Here is a 17,623-nt window from a genome sequence, read left to right as displayed (position 1 = left end):
TATGTCCCGGGTGCGGGTGCAGGCCTACATCTCCCTTGCCGGCCGATCGGGCTGGGCGCTCCTCAACACCTATCATGCGGTGCTGCGTGAGCGCGGCTACCGCCCGGCACTGGTCCATCTCGTCGCCTGGGAGGAGAGTTCTGTCGGGCCCGTGCTGGAGGGGATCAGGCTGATCTCAAAACGCTACGGTTTTTCCCCTGAGGTATCGGTCGTCAGGGTGGCCGAAGGCGACTATGCCGCGGCCGGGGAGGAGGTGACCGGGCTGGTCCGCTTCCTTATCGCTGGTGGTTTTGAGATCGCCCTCGACATCACGCCGGGACGGAAGGCGGCGATCGTCTCGGTCTGCCTGGATCTTGCCGCCGCCGATCTGCGGGTCGACCACATCTATTATCTCGGTCTCCCCATCCCCGACCCGCCGGCCATGCCGTACCTGCTCATCCCCCTCCACATCCAGCCTCTCCGCGACCTCGTCGAGGAGGGCGGCGGATGAGCGAGATGCTGATCGCGAGCCGGGAGATCCCGGCCCTCATCAATCACTTCGGCGGCGAGGTCGTCATCTCGTATCCGATCTACGGGATCCGTCTTCTCGAAGCGCGGCCCGAGGGTACGGGCTACCGGATCTCCATCCTCTCCAACCCCGACGAGTTCTATGCCGCTTCGCTCAGGTTCGGCGAGCACGCGATGGAGATGCCGTTCTTCTCTGACTTCGAGGAATGTCTCCTTGCCAGCGGGGTCACCACCTATGCGAACATGGAGGCGTTCAGGGAGAAGGCGAAGATCTACCGCGGGCTGAAGAAGGAGATCTCGTTCGGGCTCGACACCAACCTCATGTACCACCGCTTCTTCACCACGAGTCGCGCCCTCCGTCCCGACGAGGTGATCCTCACGGGGATCGTGCGCCAGGAAATCGAGTACGTGCTCAACCACAAATATTCGGCCCGCTTCATCGCCGAACTGCGGGAGAGTGCGCCCGAAGCCAGCTGGTATATCGCCGAGTTCGAGAACCGGCGGAAGAAAAAGTCGAGGAAGGCGGCGTACCTCGCGATGCCCGAGTACAAGACCCTCCGCGACCGGGCCATCCTCGTCGATGAAGGAGAGAAGGCGGTGCATGCCACCCGCGAGAACGACCAGATGATCGTCGAGGCCCTCCGCCGGTTCGAGGAGAAGCGGTTCGGCCTGCCGGTTCTCCTCACCGCGGACGGGTCGATGGCCGACCTCTGCGATGCCGAGGGGGTGGAATATTTTCTCTTCAGGGCACCCTACCACCCAAAACCCCGCCATGCCTCGCCCGAGACCTTCTTCAAACTCGTCGCCCACCTTGCTCTCTCCTTTGGCGTCGTCACCATCGGATCGGCCGTCCTCTTCGGCGAGTTCGGGGGGAAGGGGGACGACCCCGATGCCTTCAGGCTCACCTTCATCGGCGATGACCATCATACCGAGTGCGAGAGGGACATCGAACTATGCAGGAAACTTTCGGCCCTGGGGATCCGGCGATAAGGCACGTGCTCTTCGACATGGACAACACGCTCTGGGACTTCGTCGGCGCGAAGAGAGAGGCGTGCCGGGCGGTCGTCGAGGATCTCGGAGCCGGCGACGCCGAAGCACTCTACCAGTATTTCAGGCGGCCCGGCGTCGGGTACGAGGACTTGCAGAACATCAGGGACTATCTTGCCATGCTCGGTGCCGGAAGAGAGGCCTTCGGCCGTTCGTGCTGGGTCTACGAGAGGGCCAAACTCACCTCGATCAGGCTCTTCGACGGCGTGGAGGAGACCCTGGGGGCCATCGCCGGTGCCGGGATCACCATGGCCGTCGTCACCGACGCCTACTCTTTCCAGGCGCTGGCGCGACTGGAACAGACCGGGCTCAGGGACTATTTTTCGTATCTTGTCACCCCCGACCTGACCGGCCGGAAAAAACCCGACCCGACACAGTTCTGCTGCGCCATCAACGCCCTCTCTGCCGAACCGGCCACGACGATGGTCGTGGGAGACAGCATCCGCCGCGAGGTCGCACCCGCAAAGGCGCTCGGGATGCAGGCGGCCTATGCACTGTACGGCGACCACAGCGAGGGGCCCGAACCCATCTGCAGGCCCGACTATGTGCTCCAGGAGATCAGGGATCTCATCCCGGCGTTGGGGATCGAGTTCCCCTCTGGGTCGCTCCGGGTGTGATGATCACCCACGGTGAGGATCGGTGGGGGGCGGCATGATGATTTGATCGATGTGCCGCCCCTCGTCGCAGAATTTTTCTGCCGTCTTCCACCGGGGGTTGCACCCCCGGACCCCGCCGGAATGAGGATAGGCGGGGGCGGCGAGAGGTGGTGTTTCGATTTGTTTTTCTGTTGTAAGGAGAGTGATCAAAGGATCTCCAGCGTGGCCTTCCCGACCCTATCGCCATCCCGGGGGACCGGGGGCAGAGCCCCCGGCGGGAGCATGGGGGAAGGCGAGATGGAATGATCAGGCGTGCCGCCCTCCATCGGAGATATTTTTCTGCCGTCTCGGCCGGGGGTTGCACCCCCGGACCCCGCCGGAGAGAGGATAGCCAGGGGGCGGCGATGAAGCGAGATTTTCATCAGTTATCCTTTCTTGAGAAAGAGCAAGCACGCGACGAAAAATAATCATCGCGTATGCTTGAGCCCGGCGTTCATCCCGAATTCTACAAAGTCGCGAAATGAGATTTTCATCAGGCATGCCTGAGACGCACTCTCGAATCATGCCCGACTCTCCGAACTCGATCAATCGAAGACAAACTCCTGTGCCTCTTTGGTGAGAAAATATCCCATGATCGTCCTGATGATGACCGTGGCACCGAGGACGAGCAACTCCTCCTGGCTCGGGGCGATGAGGGTGAGGAGGATGTCGGAGGCGATGAGAAAGTCGAGGCCGAAGACGATCTTGGAGGTGAACCCCAGCCTGATGTCATGGTATTTGAACGGTTTTTTCAACACTTCTTTCTGCAGCGTCCTCACCGCGGCCCTGATCCCGCCGTAGATGATCACGAGCGCCCCTACAAAGCTGAGGCTCTCCGCGGCGAGTCGGTAGGCCTCGACGAGGAGTTCAAGACTCATCGACGGAGATGGGGGACGCCGCCGGACATCAACCTTCCCCCCGGTCTGATCGGGAACACAACCCTTATGGGGAGAGGGGGCAACTCACGCATATCTTATGGACCTGATACATGTCGACGGCAAGAAGAAGGGGCAGATCCTGCTCTATGCCCTGAGCACCTGCGGCTGGTGCGCAAAGACCAAAGATCTCCTCAATACCCTTGGCGTGGAGTACGACTACCTTTTCGTCGACCAACTCCCCAAGGACGAGATGGAGAAGGTCTACACTGAGATTATTCACCGCTACAATCCGATGGGATCGTTTCCCACGCTGGTGATCAACGGGAAGACGATCGTGGGCTACCAGGAAGACGAGATCAGGGAGGCGCTGGTGTGACCGACAGAGTCACCGACGAGGAGGTCGAGAAGGTATGTCTCCGCCTGGACCGTGAGGCCGAGGCCGGGGGCTACCATCTCAACCCTGACACTGAGTTTGTAAAAGACCTGGTCAGGGGCCTTCTGGCCAACGAACGGCGGTATGGGTACCCGGCATGCCCGTGCCGTCTCAGTATCGGGGTGAAGGAGGCCGACGCCGACATCGTCTGCCCGTGTGAGTACCGCGATCCCGATCTCGCCGAATACGGCGCCTGCTACTGCACTCTCTATGTCACAGGGGCGGTCGTCGCCGGCGAACAAACGGTCGGCCGGGTGCCCGAACGCCGCCCGCCCGGCGGCCCCACGAAGAGCGCCGCAAAACGGCCGGCCCATCTTACGGGCTCGCTCCCGTACCCGGTCCACCGGTGCCGGGTCTGCGGGTATCTCTGCGCACGCGATGAACCGCCCGAGATCTGCCCGATCTGCCGGGCGAAAAAAGATCGGTTTGAGAGGTTTTTGTAGTCTCAGTCCATCAGCGCTCGAAACCGCCGGACCGAGAGGTCGAGGTACTCCTCCTCCCGCTCGATCCCCAGGAACCGCCGGCCGTGCATCACGGCCGCAAGCCCGGTTGTCGAACTCCCGGCAAAGGGGTCGAGGACCAGGTCACCCTCCTCGGAACTCGCGAGCACCACCCGCTCCAGGAGGGCGAGCGGCTTCTGGGTCGGGTGCTTCCCCTCCTTCTTCTCGGAACGCTTGGGGGCCGGGACCGACCAGACCGACCGCATCTGTTTTCCCGGACGTTTGATGACATCGTACTCCCACTCGCCGTTCTTCATCTCGTCGTAGTTGAAGGTGTGCCGTTCCTCCCCCTTCTTTGCCCAGATCAGGGTCTCGTGGCTTGCGGTGAAGTAGCGGGTGCTGAGGTTCGGGGGAGCGTTGGGTTTGTACCAGCAGATATCGTTGAGGATCTGAAAACCCAGAGCCTGGAGGGCGAAACCGCAGACATAGATCGAGTGGTAGGTGCCGCTGATCCAGATCGTCCCCCCGTCCCTGAGCACCCTGCCGCAGGCCTCGATCCACCGGCGATGAAATTCGAAGTCCTCCTCGATCCCTGCGCTCTGGTCCCATGCACCCTTGTCGACCGGCGCCCGCTTCCCACCCTGGCAGGTGAAGCCGCCGTTGGAAAGATTATACGGGGGATCGGCAAAGACGAGGTCGACCGAGCCGTCGGGGATGGACGCCATGCACTCGATCGCATCGCCGTGCAGGAGCGTCGCACCATCGCATGAAAAATAAGGCTCTATTCGCTTCATTTCTTTGCCCGGATACATGTCGTCTTCAGGTGTGATGACATTTCCTATTGGCCTCTCCGAACACGATATTCTAATGTAGTTGGCACGACCACCTGTGAGGTAGGACCATGGAAAAACACGTTGTTCAGGATATGATGGGCCTGATGGCCTCAAAGATTGCCTCTATCGCCGATATGATCGCAGATGCCGAGGTCGAGTCCTTCCTCCAGGAACTCCTCTGCGCAAAGAGGATCTATGTCCTCGGGGCCGGACGCTCGGGGCTGGTGGCGAAGGCCTTTGCCATGCGGCTGATGCATCTCGGGCTGCACTCGTACGTCGTCGGCGAGACCGTCACCCCGGCCATGGGCGAGGGCGATGTGCTGGTGGTCTTCTCGGGCTCGGGCAAGACCAAGACCGTCGCCGAACTTGCGGAGACGGTCAAGGAGATCGGCGGCCGAGTCTGCCTCATCACCTCGAACTCGGACTCGCGGATCGGAAAGATCGCCGACTGCGCCGTCGAGATCGAGAGTCACCGCGACGAGGTGAAGGACGAGTCGGCCGAGTTCGAGGTCAGGCAGATGATGGGCCAGCACAAGTCCTTCGCTCCCCTCGGCACGATCTTTGAGACGACCTCGATGGTCTTTGCAGACGCGATCGTCTCGCGCCTGATGGAGATCACCGAGACCAATGTCGAAGACCTCAAGTGCAGGCACGCCAATATCGAGTGACCGATATGGCTGGAGATAGGTTTGCAGAGCGGGTCCGCGGGATCGAGATCTCGGGGATCAGGAAGATGTTCGAAGGGGCAGGCGAGGACGCGATCAACCTCGGCATCGGCCAGCCCGACTTCCCGACGCCGGCCCGGATCAGGGAAGCGGCGAAGGAGGCGATCGACCGCGGAATGACCGGCTACACGATGAACGCCGGCATTCCGGAGCTGCGCGAGGCGGTCTGCGAGAAGTTCGGGCGCGAGAACGCCCTCTCGTACTCGCCAGATCAGGTGATCGTCACGGCGGGAGCGAGCGAGGCCCTCCATATCGTGATGGAGGCTCTGGTGGACCGGGGCGACCGGGTGCTCATCGCGGATCCGGGTTTTGTCTCCTATGCAGCACTCGCCGAACTTGCCGGCGGCCGGGCCGAAGGGCTCAGCCTCGACGCCTCCCTCCACCTCGACGTGGAGGCGGCGAAGGAGCGGATGGACGGCGCCCGTCTGCTTGTCCTGAACACGCCTGCGAACCCGACCGGGATGGTGGAGAGTGAGGAGTCGGTGAAGGCCCTCGTCGAGTATGCCGGGGACATGGGCGTCACCGTCGTCTCGGACGAGGTCTACGAGCACTTCACCTACGGCAAACCTCACGTGAGTGCGGCGCGCTTCGGCGAGGACGTCGTGACCATCAACGCCACCTCGAAGACCTACTCGATGACCGGGTGGCGTCTGGGCTATATGGCCGCGCCTGATGCGGTGGTGGAGGAGTGCATCAAGGTCCACCAGTATTGCCAGGCCTGCGCCACCTCCATCTCGCAGTATGCGGCGCTGGCGGCACTCACCGGGGACCAGTCGCCGGTGGCGGCGATGCGCGAGGAGTACAGGGCGCGCCGCGACCTCCTCTGTTCCGGGCTTGCCGAGATGGGGTTGAAGTTCCCGGTGCCCGAGGGTGCGTTCTATGCGTTTGTCCCGATGGGCCACGACCTCTTTGCGAAGATCGTCGAGAAGGGAGTGATCATCGTGCCGGGTTCGGCCTTCGGCACTCGCGCGCCCGATTACGCCAGGATCAGTTATGCCGCGTCGCAGGACGATCTGCGGCGGGCGCTGGCCAGGATCGCCGAGGCGGTCCTTGAAGATTAACGTCTCAGAAAAGAAAGGTGAATGATATGGTTCAAGAAATCTTGAAAAAACTCTCCAATGCCCACGGGATCTCCGGGAGCGAGGGGAGCGTCGCCGAGGTCATCAGGGCCGAGGTCGCGCCCTTTGTCGACGAGATCAGGGAAGACTCGATGGGTAACCTCATCACGGTCAAGAAGGGCGACGATTTCTCGATCATGCTTGCGGCGCACATGGACGAGATCGGGGCGATGGTCAAGTACGTCGATGAGAAGGGCTTTGTCAGGTTCGTCACCATCGGCGGATGGTACGACCCCACGCTCTATGCCCAGCGGGTCGTGCTCCACGGGACGAAGGGTCCGGTCTACGGTGTGGTCGGCGGCAAGCCGCCCCATGTGATGAAGGAGGAGGACCGCAAGCGCCCGCCCAAGGTGGACGACATGTTCATCGACATCGGTGCGACGTCGGCGGAAGAGGCGGCGGAACTCGGCATCGAGGTCGGCACGCCGGTCAACATCGACCGGGAGTTCTGCGCCCTGGCGAACAAGCGGGTGACCGGGAAGGCCTTCGACAACCGCGCCGGGTGTGCGATGCTCATCGAGACGCTCAAGACGGTCAAGTCCCCGCATACCATCTACGGGGTCTTCACCGTGCAGGAGGAGGTCGGGCTGAAGGGGGCAAAGACTGTCGCCTACTCGCTCAACCCCGACTGCGCCATCGCCACCGACACCACGATCCCTGGCGACCACCCCGGCATCGAGAAGAAGGACGCCTCTCTGGAGATGGGAGCCGGTCCGGTGATCACCATCGTCGACAGCAACGGTCGCGGGCTCATCGCGAACCGCAAGGTCGTCGCATGGCTGCGGCAGGCGGCCGAGGCGAAGGAAGTGCCGTTCCAGCTCGAAGTCGGGAAGGGCGGGACCACCGACGCCACCACCATCCACCTGGAGCGGGGCGGCATCCCGGCGACGACGCTGAGCATCCCGACGAGGTACATCCACTCGCCGGTCGAGGTGCTCGACCTCGCCGATATCGAGAACGGCGTCGCCCTCCTCGTCGAGGCACTGAAGTCCGAACCGGACTTCTGAATCTTTTTTTTGTGTTCTTCCTTCTCCGGCGCAAGAACCTTACCCTCTGCCGCCCAGTAAGAGGCATGAAGAGATCAATCGGTGCAAAGACCCTTCTGTATCCGCATCCGGTGCTGATCATCTGCACGTACGACGCCGAGGGCAACCCCAACGCCATGAACGCGGCGTGGGGCGGGATATGCTCCTCGAACCCGCCGTCGGTTGCGGTATCGGTGCAGAAGTCGAGGAAGACCTACGAGAACCTGACGGCAAAACAGGCCTTCACCGTCTGCATCCCCTCCGCGAAGTATGTCGCGGAGGCCGACTACTTCGGGATCGAGTCGGGCAAAAACACCGACAAGATCGCCGCCGCCGGCCTGACCGCGGCGAAGGCGGCGCAGGTGGACGCCCCCTACATCGAGGAGTTCCCGGTCGTCCTTGAGTGCCGGGTCTCGCAGAGCGTCGAGATCGGCGTCCACACCCAGTTCATCGGCGAGATCGTCGACGTCAGGGTGGACGAGTCGGTCCTCGGCGAGGACGGCAACCCCGCGATGGAGAAGGTCATGCCCTTCCTCTACGACTCAGCGTGCCGTACGTACCACGGCGTCGGGCCGGAGATCGCGAAGGCCTTCTCGGCCGGGCGTGCCCTGAAGAAATAATATCTCTTTCAATTTTTTTCTGGAGTATTCATCGGGGATTGGTCGTCCCCCGCCCCTGTGTAACTGATAGGAGGGGAAGGCGGCAACACCCTCTTCATGTTCGTAGATTATGCCTCCCCGGCGAGAGCATAGGGGGAGGGACGCGTGTTTGAGCGAGAAGATGGAGGGATCAGCCATGCCGCCCTCCTCACAAAATCTTCACCGCCATCTCGCGCCGGGGGCCACCTCAAAGCGAGATCATGCAGGTATGATCTGGCAGAATAGAGGTTTTTATTTCCCTGAAAATTAGAGGATCAGCACAGAATCCATATATATAACCAAGGACATATTTCGGGCCGTGGACACCTGAACGAGTGTCCCGCCGGGGCCGGAGAACGTGACCAGCGTGCTTCCCGGCCCTAACGTGCCGCCCGAAGGTTATGGTGCTGCTGGTTATCATTTGTGACAGCCATTGCGGTGCCGGGTCTCCGATGAGAAAAATCTTGGAGATGCAAAAATGAAAACAATCGTCCAGAGAAGGAGGCAAAATTGAATGTGTCCCAGTATGTCACATAGACATTACCCATCTTTTCATTTTTGAGGATAGAACCTCATGTCTGCTGATTGCTGATGAAAATAGGCCCGGAAATGTGGGAGAAATCCATGACCAACGAAAAACGAGACCGAAATGTCAGGAGAGTGTTTCTCATCTTCTGCATCGCCTTTATCCTCTTCGTGGCGTATGCAGGATATGGACTTTACCAGGAGAGTACCGCTCCTCCGTTTATCGGTGCATTCCCGATAGATGAGAACGAGACAGAGGATCATGTCATCGTCCACCTCACCGAGGAAGACTTTGAGAAATGGCCGTTTCTTGAGGAGGCGATTAAGGAAGATTCCAATGCAGGTGCACCAGAACTGGATGATCCAATGGTGCTTGACACATTTCGCGAAGAGTACATGTACAACAGCACCATTGAAAAGCCAATTTACGTTGAATATGAAGGGGAATATTTCAACATCTTGATTGGTCAATCATGAGATCACATTTCTGATCTGTAGTTTAGATCTACCGCGAGATGACATCAGAGTCAAGATCAAGGCGGAATGGACAGAAGGGTGCCCTGAGACACCCCGTAATGTCGATAAAAAAGACTCAAAAGTCCAGAAGAAATCCATGACCAACGAAAAACGAGACCGAAATGTCAGAAGAGTGTTTCTCATCTTCTGCATCGCCTTTATCCTCTTCGTGGCCTACATAGGATACGGACTGTACCGGGAAAGTAATGATCCCCCAATTCTCAGGGTATTCCCGGTAAATGAGAGCGAGACAGAGGACGGCATAGTCGTCCACCTCACTGAAGAAGACTTCGAGAAGTGGCCGTCGCTCGGGAAAGCATTCAAAGAAAATGATGATAGTGTACCAGCACCAGAACTCAGAACATCTCCGGCGCATAGAGAGTTTGGGCGGGAGTACATCCGCAACCATACAACCGACACGCCTATTTACGTCGAATATGAGGGGCAATATTTCGAGATCAAGACACTTATCCACTGAAGCGGTATCTATTGCCTATTGAATTCGGTTCTATGCGGAGGTAAACCCCTGTGTCCGGAGCAGAGGGGGGCACCCGGATCTGTTGATGAAAAAACCGGAAATCCAGGAGGCACCCCGGACCAATGAAAAACGAGACCGAAATGTCAGGAGAGGGTGCTCATCATCGGCATCGCCTTTCTCCTCTTCGTGGCGTATGCAGGATACGGGTTGTACCGGGAAAGTATCGATCCTTCTTATTCTATCCATCTCTTCCCGGTAAATGAGAGCGAGACAGAGGACGGTGTCATCGTTCACCTCACTGAGGAAGATTTTGAGAAATGGCCGTTACTCAGGAAAGCGGTCGTAGAAAGTTCCAGTGGGGCTGCGAGCGATAGCGAGCCTGAAAAAATCTTCGATTTTCGACAGCGCCCCCGGTGCGAGCGTGTGGGAAGGCAGTCATTCAGAAGTCCTGACCGAGAACCTATAGTGATCATAATTGCCGCCCCACCCGAAGGGATCTCACCTGCTCTCTCCTGCCACCCGCCAACGAGGGGGAAGGTGATATGAGCGCGGAGCGGCAAGATTATGAGGCCAACGATCCCGAGGGAAAATGCAGATGAACAAAGTCTATGTGATCGGACATAAGCACCCGGATACCGACAGCATATGCAGCGCCATCGGCTATGCCGAACTCCTCAACCATGCCGAGCCTGGAAAATACGTCGCCGCCCGTTGCGGCGAAATCAATCCTGAGACCGGGTTCGTGCTCGAACACTTCGGAGCGGAAGAGCCGTATTTTATCGAGAGCGTCGAGCCGAATGTCTCCGACCTCCCGTTCACCTACCCGATCAGCGCCCGCGCCGACGTCCCGACCATCGAGGTCGTCGCAAAGATGGACGAGCAGGGCGTGCGGAACATGCCGATCGTCGACGACGACGACCGTCTCCTCGGTCTGGTCAGTGAGCACGGGCTTGCCCGCGCCTATGTGACCAGGACGAAGATCGAGCAGCTCTCCATCGCGCCCATCAAACTCGAGACTCTTGCGAAGATCCTCAGCGCCGAGATCGTCGTCCCAGGCCCCGACCTCCTGGAAGGCATGGTCTACATCGCCATCGACGCCCTCCATGTCTCGCTCTCCAGACTGGGTGAGCGGGACGTGGCCATCGTCGGCGACAACGAACCCGCGCAACTCGCGCTCATCTCGGCCGGGATCGCCGCCCTCATCATCGCCGACGCATCGCCGGTCGGCGACCGCGTGATTCATGCCGCACAGACCGGCAACATCGCCGTCCTCTCGACCACCCTGGACGCCTTCGGGGTCGGGAAGATGATCAACCTCTCCCTCCCGGCGAGCATGGTGATGGCCACCGACATGCCCAGAGTCGGGACAAACGACCCCCTCGAATATGTCAAGGGTGTCGTCTCCAACTCCAAATACCGGACGGCCTGTGTGGTCGGGGCCGACGACCGTCTCCTCGGGATGATCTCGCGCAACACCTTCGTCGACGAGATCAACAAACCGGTGATCCTGGTCGACCACAACGAATATTCGCAGGCCGTCGACGGGATCGAGAAGGCCGACGTCCTTGAGATCCTCGACCACCACCGCATCGGGGCGTTCTCGACCCTCAAGCCGATCCGGTTCCTCAACGAACCCGTGGGTTCGACCTCGACGATCGTCACCCGCAAGTTCATCGAGGCCGGGATCGAGCCCGACCAGAGGACGGCCGGCCTCCTCCTCTCCGGTATCCTCTCCGACACCCTGGTGCTGCGGATGTCCACGACGACGCCCGAGGACCGGAAGGCCGTCGACTACCTCGCCGCGATTGCAGGGGTCGACCCCGAGGAGTACGGGACAGAGATGGTCCAGCAGGGGATCGAACTCAAGGACGTCCCTCTCCACGACCTCCTCCTCAGGGACACCAAGCACTACAACCTCTTCGACCGGGCGGTGGTCATCGCCCAGGTGATCGTCCCTTCCTTCGAGTACAGCACCGAGCGGGCCGGGGAGATCAGGGGCGTCCTCGAAGGGTTGCGCGCCGAGGCCGGGGCCGACATCTTCATCGCGCTCTTCACCAATGTCTTTGAGAATGCCAGCGACCTCTTCGCCGCCGCCGACGAGGTGACCCTGGCAAAACTGGGGATGACCGGGCAACCTATGCGACTTGAAAACGTGATGTCGCGCAAGAAAGATTTCCTGCCCAAGTTCGGGAATATGCTGCGGGGACTGTGAATATTTTTTCTCCCGCGATCTCTTCCTGACGATCTCTGGCCTGGGTCGCAACGCCCGGCGCGAGATGGGCGGGTCGGTGATGGTCGGTGTTCCTGCTGACTCCAACCGATTTCTCGCACCCGTGGTGCGAGTTTTTCTGAACCGACTCGCGGGTAACAACTGATAGCAGGACTCTGTGGCATTCCTCTTCAGGAGGGTGAATGAGGCTGACCACACTCCACCCCCGCGTCACGGATCGGCAGGGAACGAGGTATCACCTTGCAACGCGACAGAATGATGAACTGGTTTCTCCAACCGGCGGTTGGAGTTTTTCGCTGTCGTGGCAATCCCGGTAGAACAAGAGATAATTTCCCTCCCTCATCTTATCGGTTATTCCTCTTTCTCCCCGATCTCGTAGTGCTTCCTGAGAAACTCCCGCACCTTCTCAGACTCGATGTATCCGGCGTCCAGGTCGTCGACGAGGCGGTTGATGCACCTGACCTGTTGCATCACGATCTCGGCGTCATCACAGGCATTCAACTCGACGACGGCCAGGATGACCTGAAGGGGGTTTCTGATCTCGTCGTTGAGGATGGCAAACTGTTCGAGGTTCTCTTCGATCTGCGCGAACGCCTCCGCCTTGAGTTGTTCGGTCTGCTTCTTCTCGGTGATGTCCCTCGCGATGGCGAGGAGATAGGGGCCTGATTGCAGGTCAAACCTGGTGAGGGTGACCTCGGTATCGACTGAAGAACCGTCTTTCCTCTGGTTGCGCCACTCAAATCTGAGAGAGGCCCCCCCGCATGCCAGAGCATAGTACGCTTCCATCGCCTCCGCAGACCGTCTGCCGTCAGGTTGAAATTCGGGGGAGAAATCGAGAGGAGAGCGAGAGATCGTATCTTCCCTCCGGCACCCGAGCATCTCCAGTGCCCTCTGGTTGCACCTTGAAAACTGTTTTTCATGGATGACATAGATGGCATCGTTGGCCGAGTGGAACAACTGGCGGTATTCCTCTCTGGACTCCTCAAGTTCCTCTTCGTATCGGTTCTTTTCAGCGATGTACTCCTCAAGGAAGGAGAACAGATCGTTGACCGATGCGGAGAGCATGATCATCTCGTCGGTCTTTTGGGGAGGGAGGCGGTGGGAGAAGTCCCGGTCTTTTCTGACCGCCGCAACGGTTCTGCTGATCTCTTCGAAACGGCGGATAACAGAGTAATAGATGATGCCGACGAGAAGAAGGCCGAGACCTGCACATGTCGCGATGATGACGGCGATGAGAGAGGTGACGATGGCAAGATGCCCGGAGTACAGATCTCTCGGGGCGTCGACTCGCGTGATGAGTGCCGGTTGACCGGCAATGTCGGTGAAGAGAGTCACTCCTGTGATCGTCGATCGGTCGGCCGATCGGATGACCGCCGTGGGGTTCTCCAGGTCGGGGAGTTCTGGTGCTGCAATGCCGGCGAATGCTGCAGGGTCGTCGGGTGAGAAGAATATGGCCGGCAGGCCGGTGACCTCCCGGATCCCGGCAATCTCATCCTCGGTGAAAAACCGTCCGAATACCAGCACCCCCATTGCAGGGCCGTCCCCCGAACTCCTGAGTATGGGTGCGGCCGAGATCATCATCGGTCCCTGCGGGAGGAGGACCAGCCCGGAGGCGACCTCTCCGGAAGAAGTGTTCGCTTCGATAAGGCCGTTTGCACGCAGGTGCGTGAGGAGGAGAGGGGCCGGCGGGACAATGCTCTCGTTTGAACGATCGTACCCGGCCCCGTAGAAGAGGGTGCCTTCTGCATCAAAGATCAGGACTGTGTCAAGGTGCGATGAGCGGAAGGTTTCGGGGACCATGTTCGATCGAAGATAGGCCTCATTTTGATCCTGTACAAAGGCATAGGTGTCGTCCCATGTGGCGTAGTCCCGGCAGAGGAGAGCAAGGTCATTCTGCTGGCTCTTGAGCCCATGCTCCAGCAGTGTGCAGTCCTCGATCATCGCTGACGTCTCGGCCGTCTCAATGTTCTCATCAAGGAGGAGATGGGTGACCCCGAAGATACCGGTGATCAGGGCAAGTGCCGTACAGATGGTGACAAGGACGATGAATGTCAGGACTTTCATGATCTCTCTGCTGTGGTACACAGACGCTGCCGGGCAGGTTTTCAGTGGGGATTGCTGTCAGCGGTGCCGCCTGTCCCAAATAGATTTTACTCGAAGGTCATACTATTTTAAGACACTGTTTAAATTCCAATTAAATATGGCGATTTTTTATTATGTACCCATATAATATCGGTGATTTTAAAAGATAGAGCAACAGTGCTTAATCATCTCCCGGCGACTTCCGCCCCGCCGGTGCCCGGGCGCGGAACAATGCCGGGGCCGATGAGGCCTCAGAATGGGCTGTGAGCCTGTACAGATAAATGGGCTCTTGAGGATATCGGCTCTGGGGGTATGTTCTTGAAAAATACTGCAGCGGTTTTCAAAGACCCGCCTGAAATTCTGAACCTCTAAATAAACAATCTACCTGGTCACTCCTCATTTTCCCCGATCTCGTAGTGTTTTCTGAGGAACTCGCGCACCTTGTCGGACTCGATATAGCCGCGGTCCAGTTCGTCGACGATCTCGTTGATCGCCCTGACCTGCCTGAGAACCTTCTCGGTGTCCTCCCCGCCGTCGAGTTCAGCGAGGCCCTGGATGACCTGGAGAGGGTTTCTGATCTCGTCGTTGAGAACCGCAAACTGCCGGAGGTTCTGTTCGATCTGGGCAAACGCCTCCGATTTCAACTGTTCAAGTTGTTTGCGCTCAGAGATGTCCCTGACGATCGCAAGGAGGTACGAACCCGAGGCCAGGTCAAAGTGGTTCAGGGTCACCTCGACATCGACAGGTGTGCCGTCCACTGTCAGGTATCGCCACTCGAAGCAGGGGGACTCGCCCTGGTAGGCCTGCCCGGTGTATTCCTCCAGCAACTCTTCTGAGCGCCTGCCGCCAGGCTGGTATTCGGGGGTGTAGGCAAGCAGGGAGGTCTGGATCACGCTCTCCCTCCCGCGCCCGAGCATCTCGGAGGACCTGGAGTTGCAGTCGATGATCCGGTCCCTGTCGATGACGCAGATGCCGTCTTTCGCTGACTCGACGAGGGTGCGGTACCGCTCCTCCGACTCTGTGATCGTTTGCTCGTAGTTCTCGCGCTCGACAAGATATTTCTCCAGGTATCCGAAGAGTTCGTTGACCGAGGAGGTGAGGAGATTCATCTCCTTCACATGTCCCTTTGGCAGGCGCCGCGAATAGTCCTGGTCCTGTCGGACCGCCTCGACGACATCGGTCATCCTCCTGAAGTGGGAGATGAGCGAACGGTCGAGGACCAGGATGATGAGTATCCCTGCGACCGAGCAGGTGGTGACGATCAGAAGGATGAAAGTGTAGATGGCATCCAGCCCTCCGAAATAGAGGTTCCGCGGGAGATCGACTCTGGCGATGAAGTCCGGCGACTCCGCCAGGCCTGGTATGGTGATGAGACCCGAGATGTTCTTGCGGTCGGCCGAGATCCCGATCTCTGTCCTGTTGGTGACCGGGGAACCGGGATGAACGACACTGAACGTGATCTTCTCGCCGGAGTCAACGAGAGAGATCGGCATCATGGCGGTGTCTGAGAGTTGCTGCACCATCTCCTCGTCGAGTTGCCGCCCTATGACCAGTGTTCCGGCCTGAGGTCCTTCGCCCGAACCCCTGAGCACCGGGGCGGCGGCGACGATCGCAGGCCCCTCGGGGAGGACGACGATCCCTTCGGTGCTCTCGTTGATCACGGTCAGGTTCAGACGCCTGGTTTCAGAGAGGAGGGTCTGCCGGTCGGGCGTCTCGTTTGCCTCCCCGAAGGAGAGATGGACTGCCGGCATACCCTCTTTGTCGAAAATGATGAGCCAATCGACCTGTGATGCAATAAAAGTCTTATTGAGATAATCGGATTCAAAATCGGAAGTCTCGACGGAAGTCAGGCGGGTGTGAGTCTCGTCCCAGGTCGCATAGTCGCCCGCAAGGAGAGCCAGGGCATGCACTTCCCTGTCGATATGGCTCTCAAGCAGGTCGCAGGCCCTCTCGACTGCGGCCTTCTCGACATCGTCCAGATCTTCGAGCAGGAGATAGTGTGAGGCCAGGACGATGCCGCTGATCAGGGAGAGCGTGATCAGGACGATCACGAGTGCGACATGGGTGCGCAGTTTCATGGTCACTGTCCTTTGATTCTGTTGCTCTGTCTCTGTCTCCTTTCAGAGACGATCTGAACGGAGTGCATGGCCGGCGCGCACATAGCAACATAACAGTGCGGGTTGCTGATATTTAATAGAAATGCTTTGAGATTTCTTTGAATATTATCTTATTGCAAAAAGTCAGCTTAATATTCCGGACCTGAGATTCTGGTCTCATGTCTCCTGAAGATCGATCAAAGGCATTAAGGTCGCATAATGAAGAGATCAGATCTTAAAATGAACGGAACAGAAAAACACAGACGCCCCGGCTGGGATTCGAACCCAGGTCGAAAGCTCCGGAGGCTCTCAGGATATCCACTACCCTACCGGGGCCTGCTCATACTAGTTGACTCGCCAAATATAAAAAGGGGTGGGCCACTCAGAGGTGGCGGACATGATAGAGGTTCCAGATCTTGCAGGCACCCTCGTGGCTGACCATACACGGGCCGACCGGCGTCCTCGGCGTGCAGACCTTTCCGAAGAGTTTGCAGTCGGTGGGTTGCGCCACCCCGCGCAGCACCTGGTCGCAGATGCATCCCGAGTGTTTTTCCACATGTTTGATCTCGATCCCGAACTTCTCCAGGGCGTCGTACTGCCTGAACTCGGGCCTGAGCTTCAGCCCTGACTTCGGGATCACCGGGAAGCCGCGCCACTCCACGTCGACCGGTTCGAAGACTTCGTACATCAGGTCCATCGCCTTTCTGTTGCCTTCGCGGCAGACCGCGCGCGGATAGGCGTTCTCGACCTCGTGACGCCCCTCCTTCACCTGCTTCACCAGCATCAGGAGGCCAAGCAGGATATCTTCGGCCTCGAACCCGGCGACGACCTGGGGAACCGGGAACTGCTCGTACTCCTCGTAGCCGGTGACGACGCAGACATGGCCGGGGAGGAGAAATCCGTCCAGCGAGGCCTCGCCCTGTTCGAGCAGCCACTGCATCGCCGGCGGGACGAGACGGTGGCAGGAGAGGATGGAGAAATTCTCAGGCGGGCGGGCAAGGATGGTCGCCGCCACCGTCGGCGCCGTCGTCTCGAACCCGACCGAGATGAAGACGACCTCTTTATCAGGGGTCTTCTCCGCGATCTCTACGGCCTTGTGAATGCCCTGGACCACGCGCACGTCCCCGCCGCTCGACTCAAGGGAGCCTTTTGTGCCCGGCACCCGGAGGAGGTCGCCGTAGGTGGCGACGATGCACCCTTTCTCCACAAACTTCAGGGCGGCGTCGATCTCGCCCTGCGGGGTGATGCAGACCGGGCAACCCGGCCCCATCACAATCTTCAAGCCCTCGGGGAGGACGCTGCGCAGCCCGGTCCGTGCAATGGCCGCCTCGTGCGTGCCGCAGATATGCATGAAAGTGTAGTCGCGGTCCACCAGGTCATGGAGCGCGGCCTTCAGTTCGTCTCCTGTTGCCATGGA

Annotated in this window: 18 protein-coding genes and 1 tRNA gene; 13 read left to right on the top strand and 6 right to left on the bottom strand. The window is 59.3% G+C overall.

Annotation, left to right across the window (positions count from 1 at the left end):
* Position 1 precedes the first annotated feature (1 nt).
* From RJ40_RS01820 to RJ40_RS01810, 3 genes are read left to right on the top strand one after another with little or no spacing between them, the layout of a single operon-like run.
* A complete protein-coding gene (locus tag RJ40_RS01820) occupies positions 2–490 on the top strand; it encodes a hypothetical protein (RefSeq protein WP_265581647.1) in 489 nt (162 codons plus the stop codon).
* Positions 487–1,497, top strand: coding sequence for a PIN domain-containing protein (locus RJ40_RS01815; protein ID WP_265581646.1), 1,011 nt, complete (start codon positions 487–489; stop codon positions 1,495–1,497). The genes RJ40_RS01820 and RJ40_RS01815 overlap by 4 nt, the downstream gene beginning before the upstream one ends.
* Before the next feature lie 5 nt (positions 1,498–1,502).
* Entirely contained in the window at positions 1,503–2,171 is a 669-nt protein-coding gene (locus RJ40_RS01810; RefSeq protein ID WP_265581645.1) for an HAD family hydrolase, read from the top strand.
* Between the two features lie 563 nt (positions 2,172–2,734).
* Here RJ40_RS01810 and RJ40_RS01805 read toward each other — a convergent pair.
* Entirely contained in the window at positions 2,735–3,067 is a 333-nt protein-coding gene (locus tag RJ40_RS01805) for a DUF1622 domain-containing protein (protein ID WP_265581643.1), read from the bottom strand.
* A gap of 97 nt (positions 3,068–3,164) precedes the next feature.
* On the opposite strand from RJ40_RS01805, the gene RJ40_RS01800 reads away from it, so the two are divergent.
* Both RJ40_RS01800 and RJ40_RS01795 read left to right on the top strand, forming a co-directional pair.
* Positions 3,165–3,443: a glutaredoxin family protein gene (locus RJ40_RS01800; RefSeq protein ID WP_265581642.1), complete on the top strand. Its 279-nt coding sequence runs from the start codon at positions 3,165–3,167 to the stop codon at positions 3,441–3,443.
* Positions 3,440–3,943 carry a ferredoxin-thioredoxin reductase catalytic domain-containing protein gene (locus RJ40_RS01795; protein WP_265581641.1) on the top strand — a complete coding sequence of 168 codons (504 nt, stop codon included), beginning with the start codon at positions 3,440–3,442 and terminating at the stop codon, positions 3,941–3,943. Before RJ40_RS01800 ends, RJ40_RS01795 begins: the two co-directional genes overlap by 4 nt.
* Before the next feature lie 2 nt (positions 3,944–3,945).
* Here the strand turns inward: RJ40_RS01795 and RJ40_RS01790 are convergent, their stop codons facing one another.
* The gene (locus tag RJ40_RS01790) at positions 3,946–4,734 is read right to left on the bottom strand and encodes a DNA-methyltransferase (protein ID WP_265581640.1); all 789 of its coding nucleotides are present in this window, start codon (positions 4,732–4,734) and stop codon (positions 3,946–3,948) included.
* 107 nt (positions 4,735–4,841) lie between these two features.
* On the opposite strand from RJ40_RS01790, the gene hxlB reads away from it, so the two are divergent.
* From hxlB to RJ40_RS01750, 8 genes are all read left to right on the top strand, one after another.
* Positions 4,842–5,441, top strand: a complete 600-nt coding sequence (hxlB, locus tag RJ40_RS01785; RefSeq protein ID WP_265581639.1) for a 6-phospho-3-hexuloisomerase — start codon at positions 4,842–4,844, stop codon at positions 5,439–5,441.
* Between the two features lie 5 nt (positions 5,442–5,446).
* Positions 5,447–6,559, top strand: a complete 1,113-nt coding sequence (locus tag RJ40_RS01780) for a pyridoxal phosphate-dependent aminotransferase (protein WP_265581638.1) — start codon at positions 5,447–5,449, stop codon at positions 6,557–6,559.
* 26 nt (positions 6,560–6,585) lie between these two features.
* The gene (locus tag RJ40_RS01775) at positions 6,586–7,623 is read left to right on the top strand and encodes a M42 family metallopeptidase (RefSeq protein ID WP_265581637.1); all 1,038 of its coding nucleotides are present in this window, start codon (positions 6,586–6,588) and stop codon (positions 7,621–7,623) included.
* A gap of 65 nt (positions 7,624–7,688) precedes the next feature.
* Positions 7,689–8,261 (top strand): flavin reductase family protein, encoded by a 573-nt coding sequence (locus RJ40_RS01770; RefSeq protein WP_265581636.1) that lies wholly within the window; start codon positions 7,689–7,691, stop codon positions 8,259–8,261.
* 642 nt (positions 8,262–8,903) lie between these two features.
* On the top strand, positions 8,904–9,281 hold the full coding sequence (locus RJ40_RS01765) for a hypothetical protein (protein ID WP_265581635.1): 378 nt from the start codon (positions 8,904–8,906) through the stop codon (positions 9,279–9,281).
* Between the two features lie 136 nt (positions 9,282–9,417).
* Positions 9,418–9,798, top strand: coding sequence for a hypothetical protein (locus tag RJ40_RS01760; RefSeq protein ID WP_265581633.1), 381 nt, complete (start codon positions 9,418–9,420; stop codon positions 9,796–9,798).
* Between the two features lie 153 nt (positions 9,799–9,951).
* Entirely contained in the window at positions 9,952–10,344 is a 393-nt protein-coding gene (locus tag RJ40_RS01755; protein WP_265581632.1) for a hypothetical protein, read from the top strand.
* A gap of 49 nt (positions 10,345–10,393) precedes the next feature.
* Positions 10,394–12,010 (top strand): putative manganese-dependent inorganic diphosphatase, encoded by a 1,617-nt coding sequence (locus RJ40_RS01750; RefSeq protein WP_265581631.1) that lies wholly within the window; start codon positions 10,394–10,396, stop codon positions 12,008–12,010.
* Positions 12,011–12,379: 369 nt separating this feature from the next.
* Here the strand turns inward: RJ40_RS01750 and RJ40_RS01745 are convergent, their stop codons facing one another.
* The 4 genes from RJ40_RS01745 to hypD form a co-directional block, all read right to left on the bottom strand.
* Positions 12,380–14,092 carry a CHASE4 domain-containing protein gene (locus tag RJ40_RS01745; protein WP_265581630.1) on the bottom strand — a complete coding sequence of 571 codons (1,713 nt, stop codon included), beginning with the start codon at positions 14,090–14,092 and terminating at the stop codon, positions 12,380–12,382.
* A gap of 407 nt (positions 14,093–14,499) precedes the next feature.
* Positions 14,500–16,188 (bottom strand): CHASE4 domain-containing protein, encoded by a 1,689-nt coding sequence (locus tag RJ40_RS01740; RefSeq protein ID WP_265581629.1) that lies wholly within the window; start codon positions 16,186–16,188, stop codon positions 14,500–14,502.
* A gap of 282 nt (positions 16,189–16,470) precedes the next feature.
* Positions 16,471–16,542: transfer RNA gene (locus tag RJ40_RS01735), tRNA-Arg, on the bottom strand.
* Positions 16,543–16,588: 46 nt separating this feature from the next.
* The gene (gene hypD, locus RJ40_RS01730; protein WP_265581628.1) at positions 16,589–17,620 is read right to left on the bottom strand and encodes a hydrogenase formation protein HypD; all 1,032 of its coding nucleotides are present in this window, start codon (positions 17,618–17,620) and stop codon (positions 16,589–16,591) included.
* Between the last annotated feature and the right edge of the window lie 3 nt (positions 17,621–17,623).

Source organism: Methanofollis aquaemaris, from assembly GCF_017357525.1.
GTDB lineage: Archaea > Halobacteriota > Methanomicrobia > Methanomicrobiales > Methanofollaceae > Methanofollis > Methanofollis aquaemaris.
The sequence above is the reverse complement of the archived record's forward strand: the minus strand, read 5'-3'. Positions and strand labels throughout refer to the sequence as shown.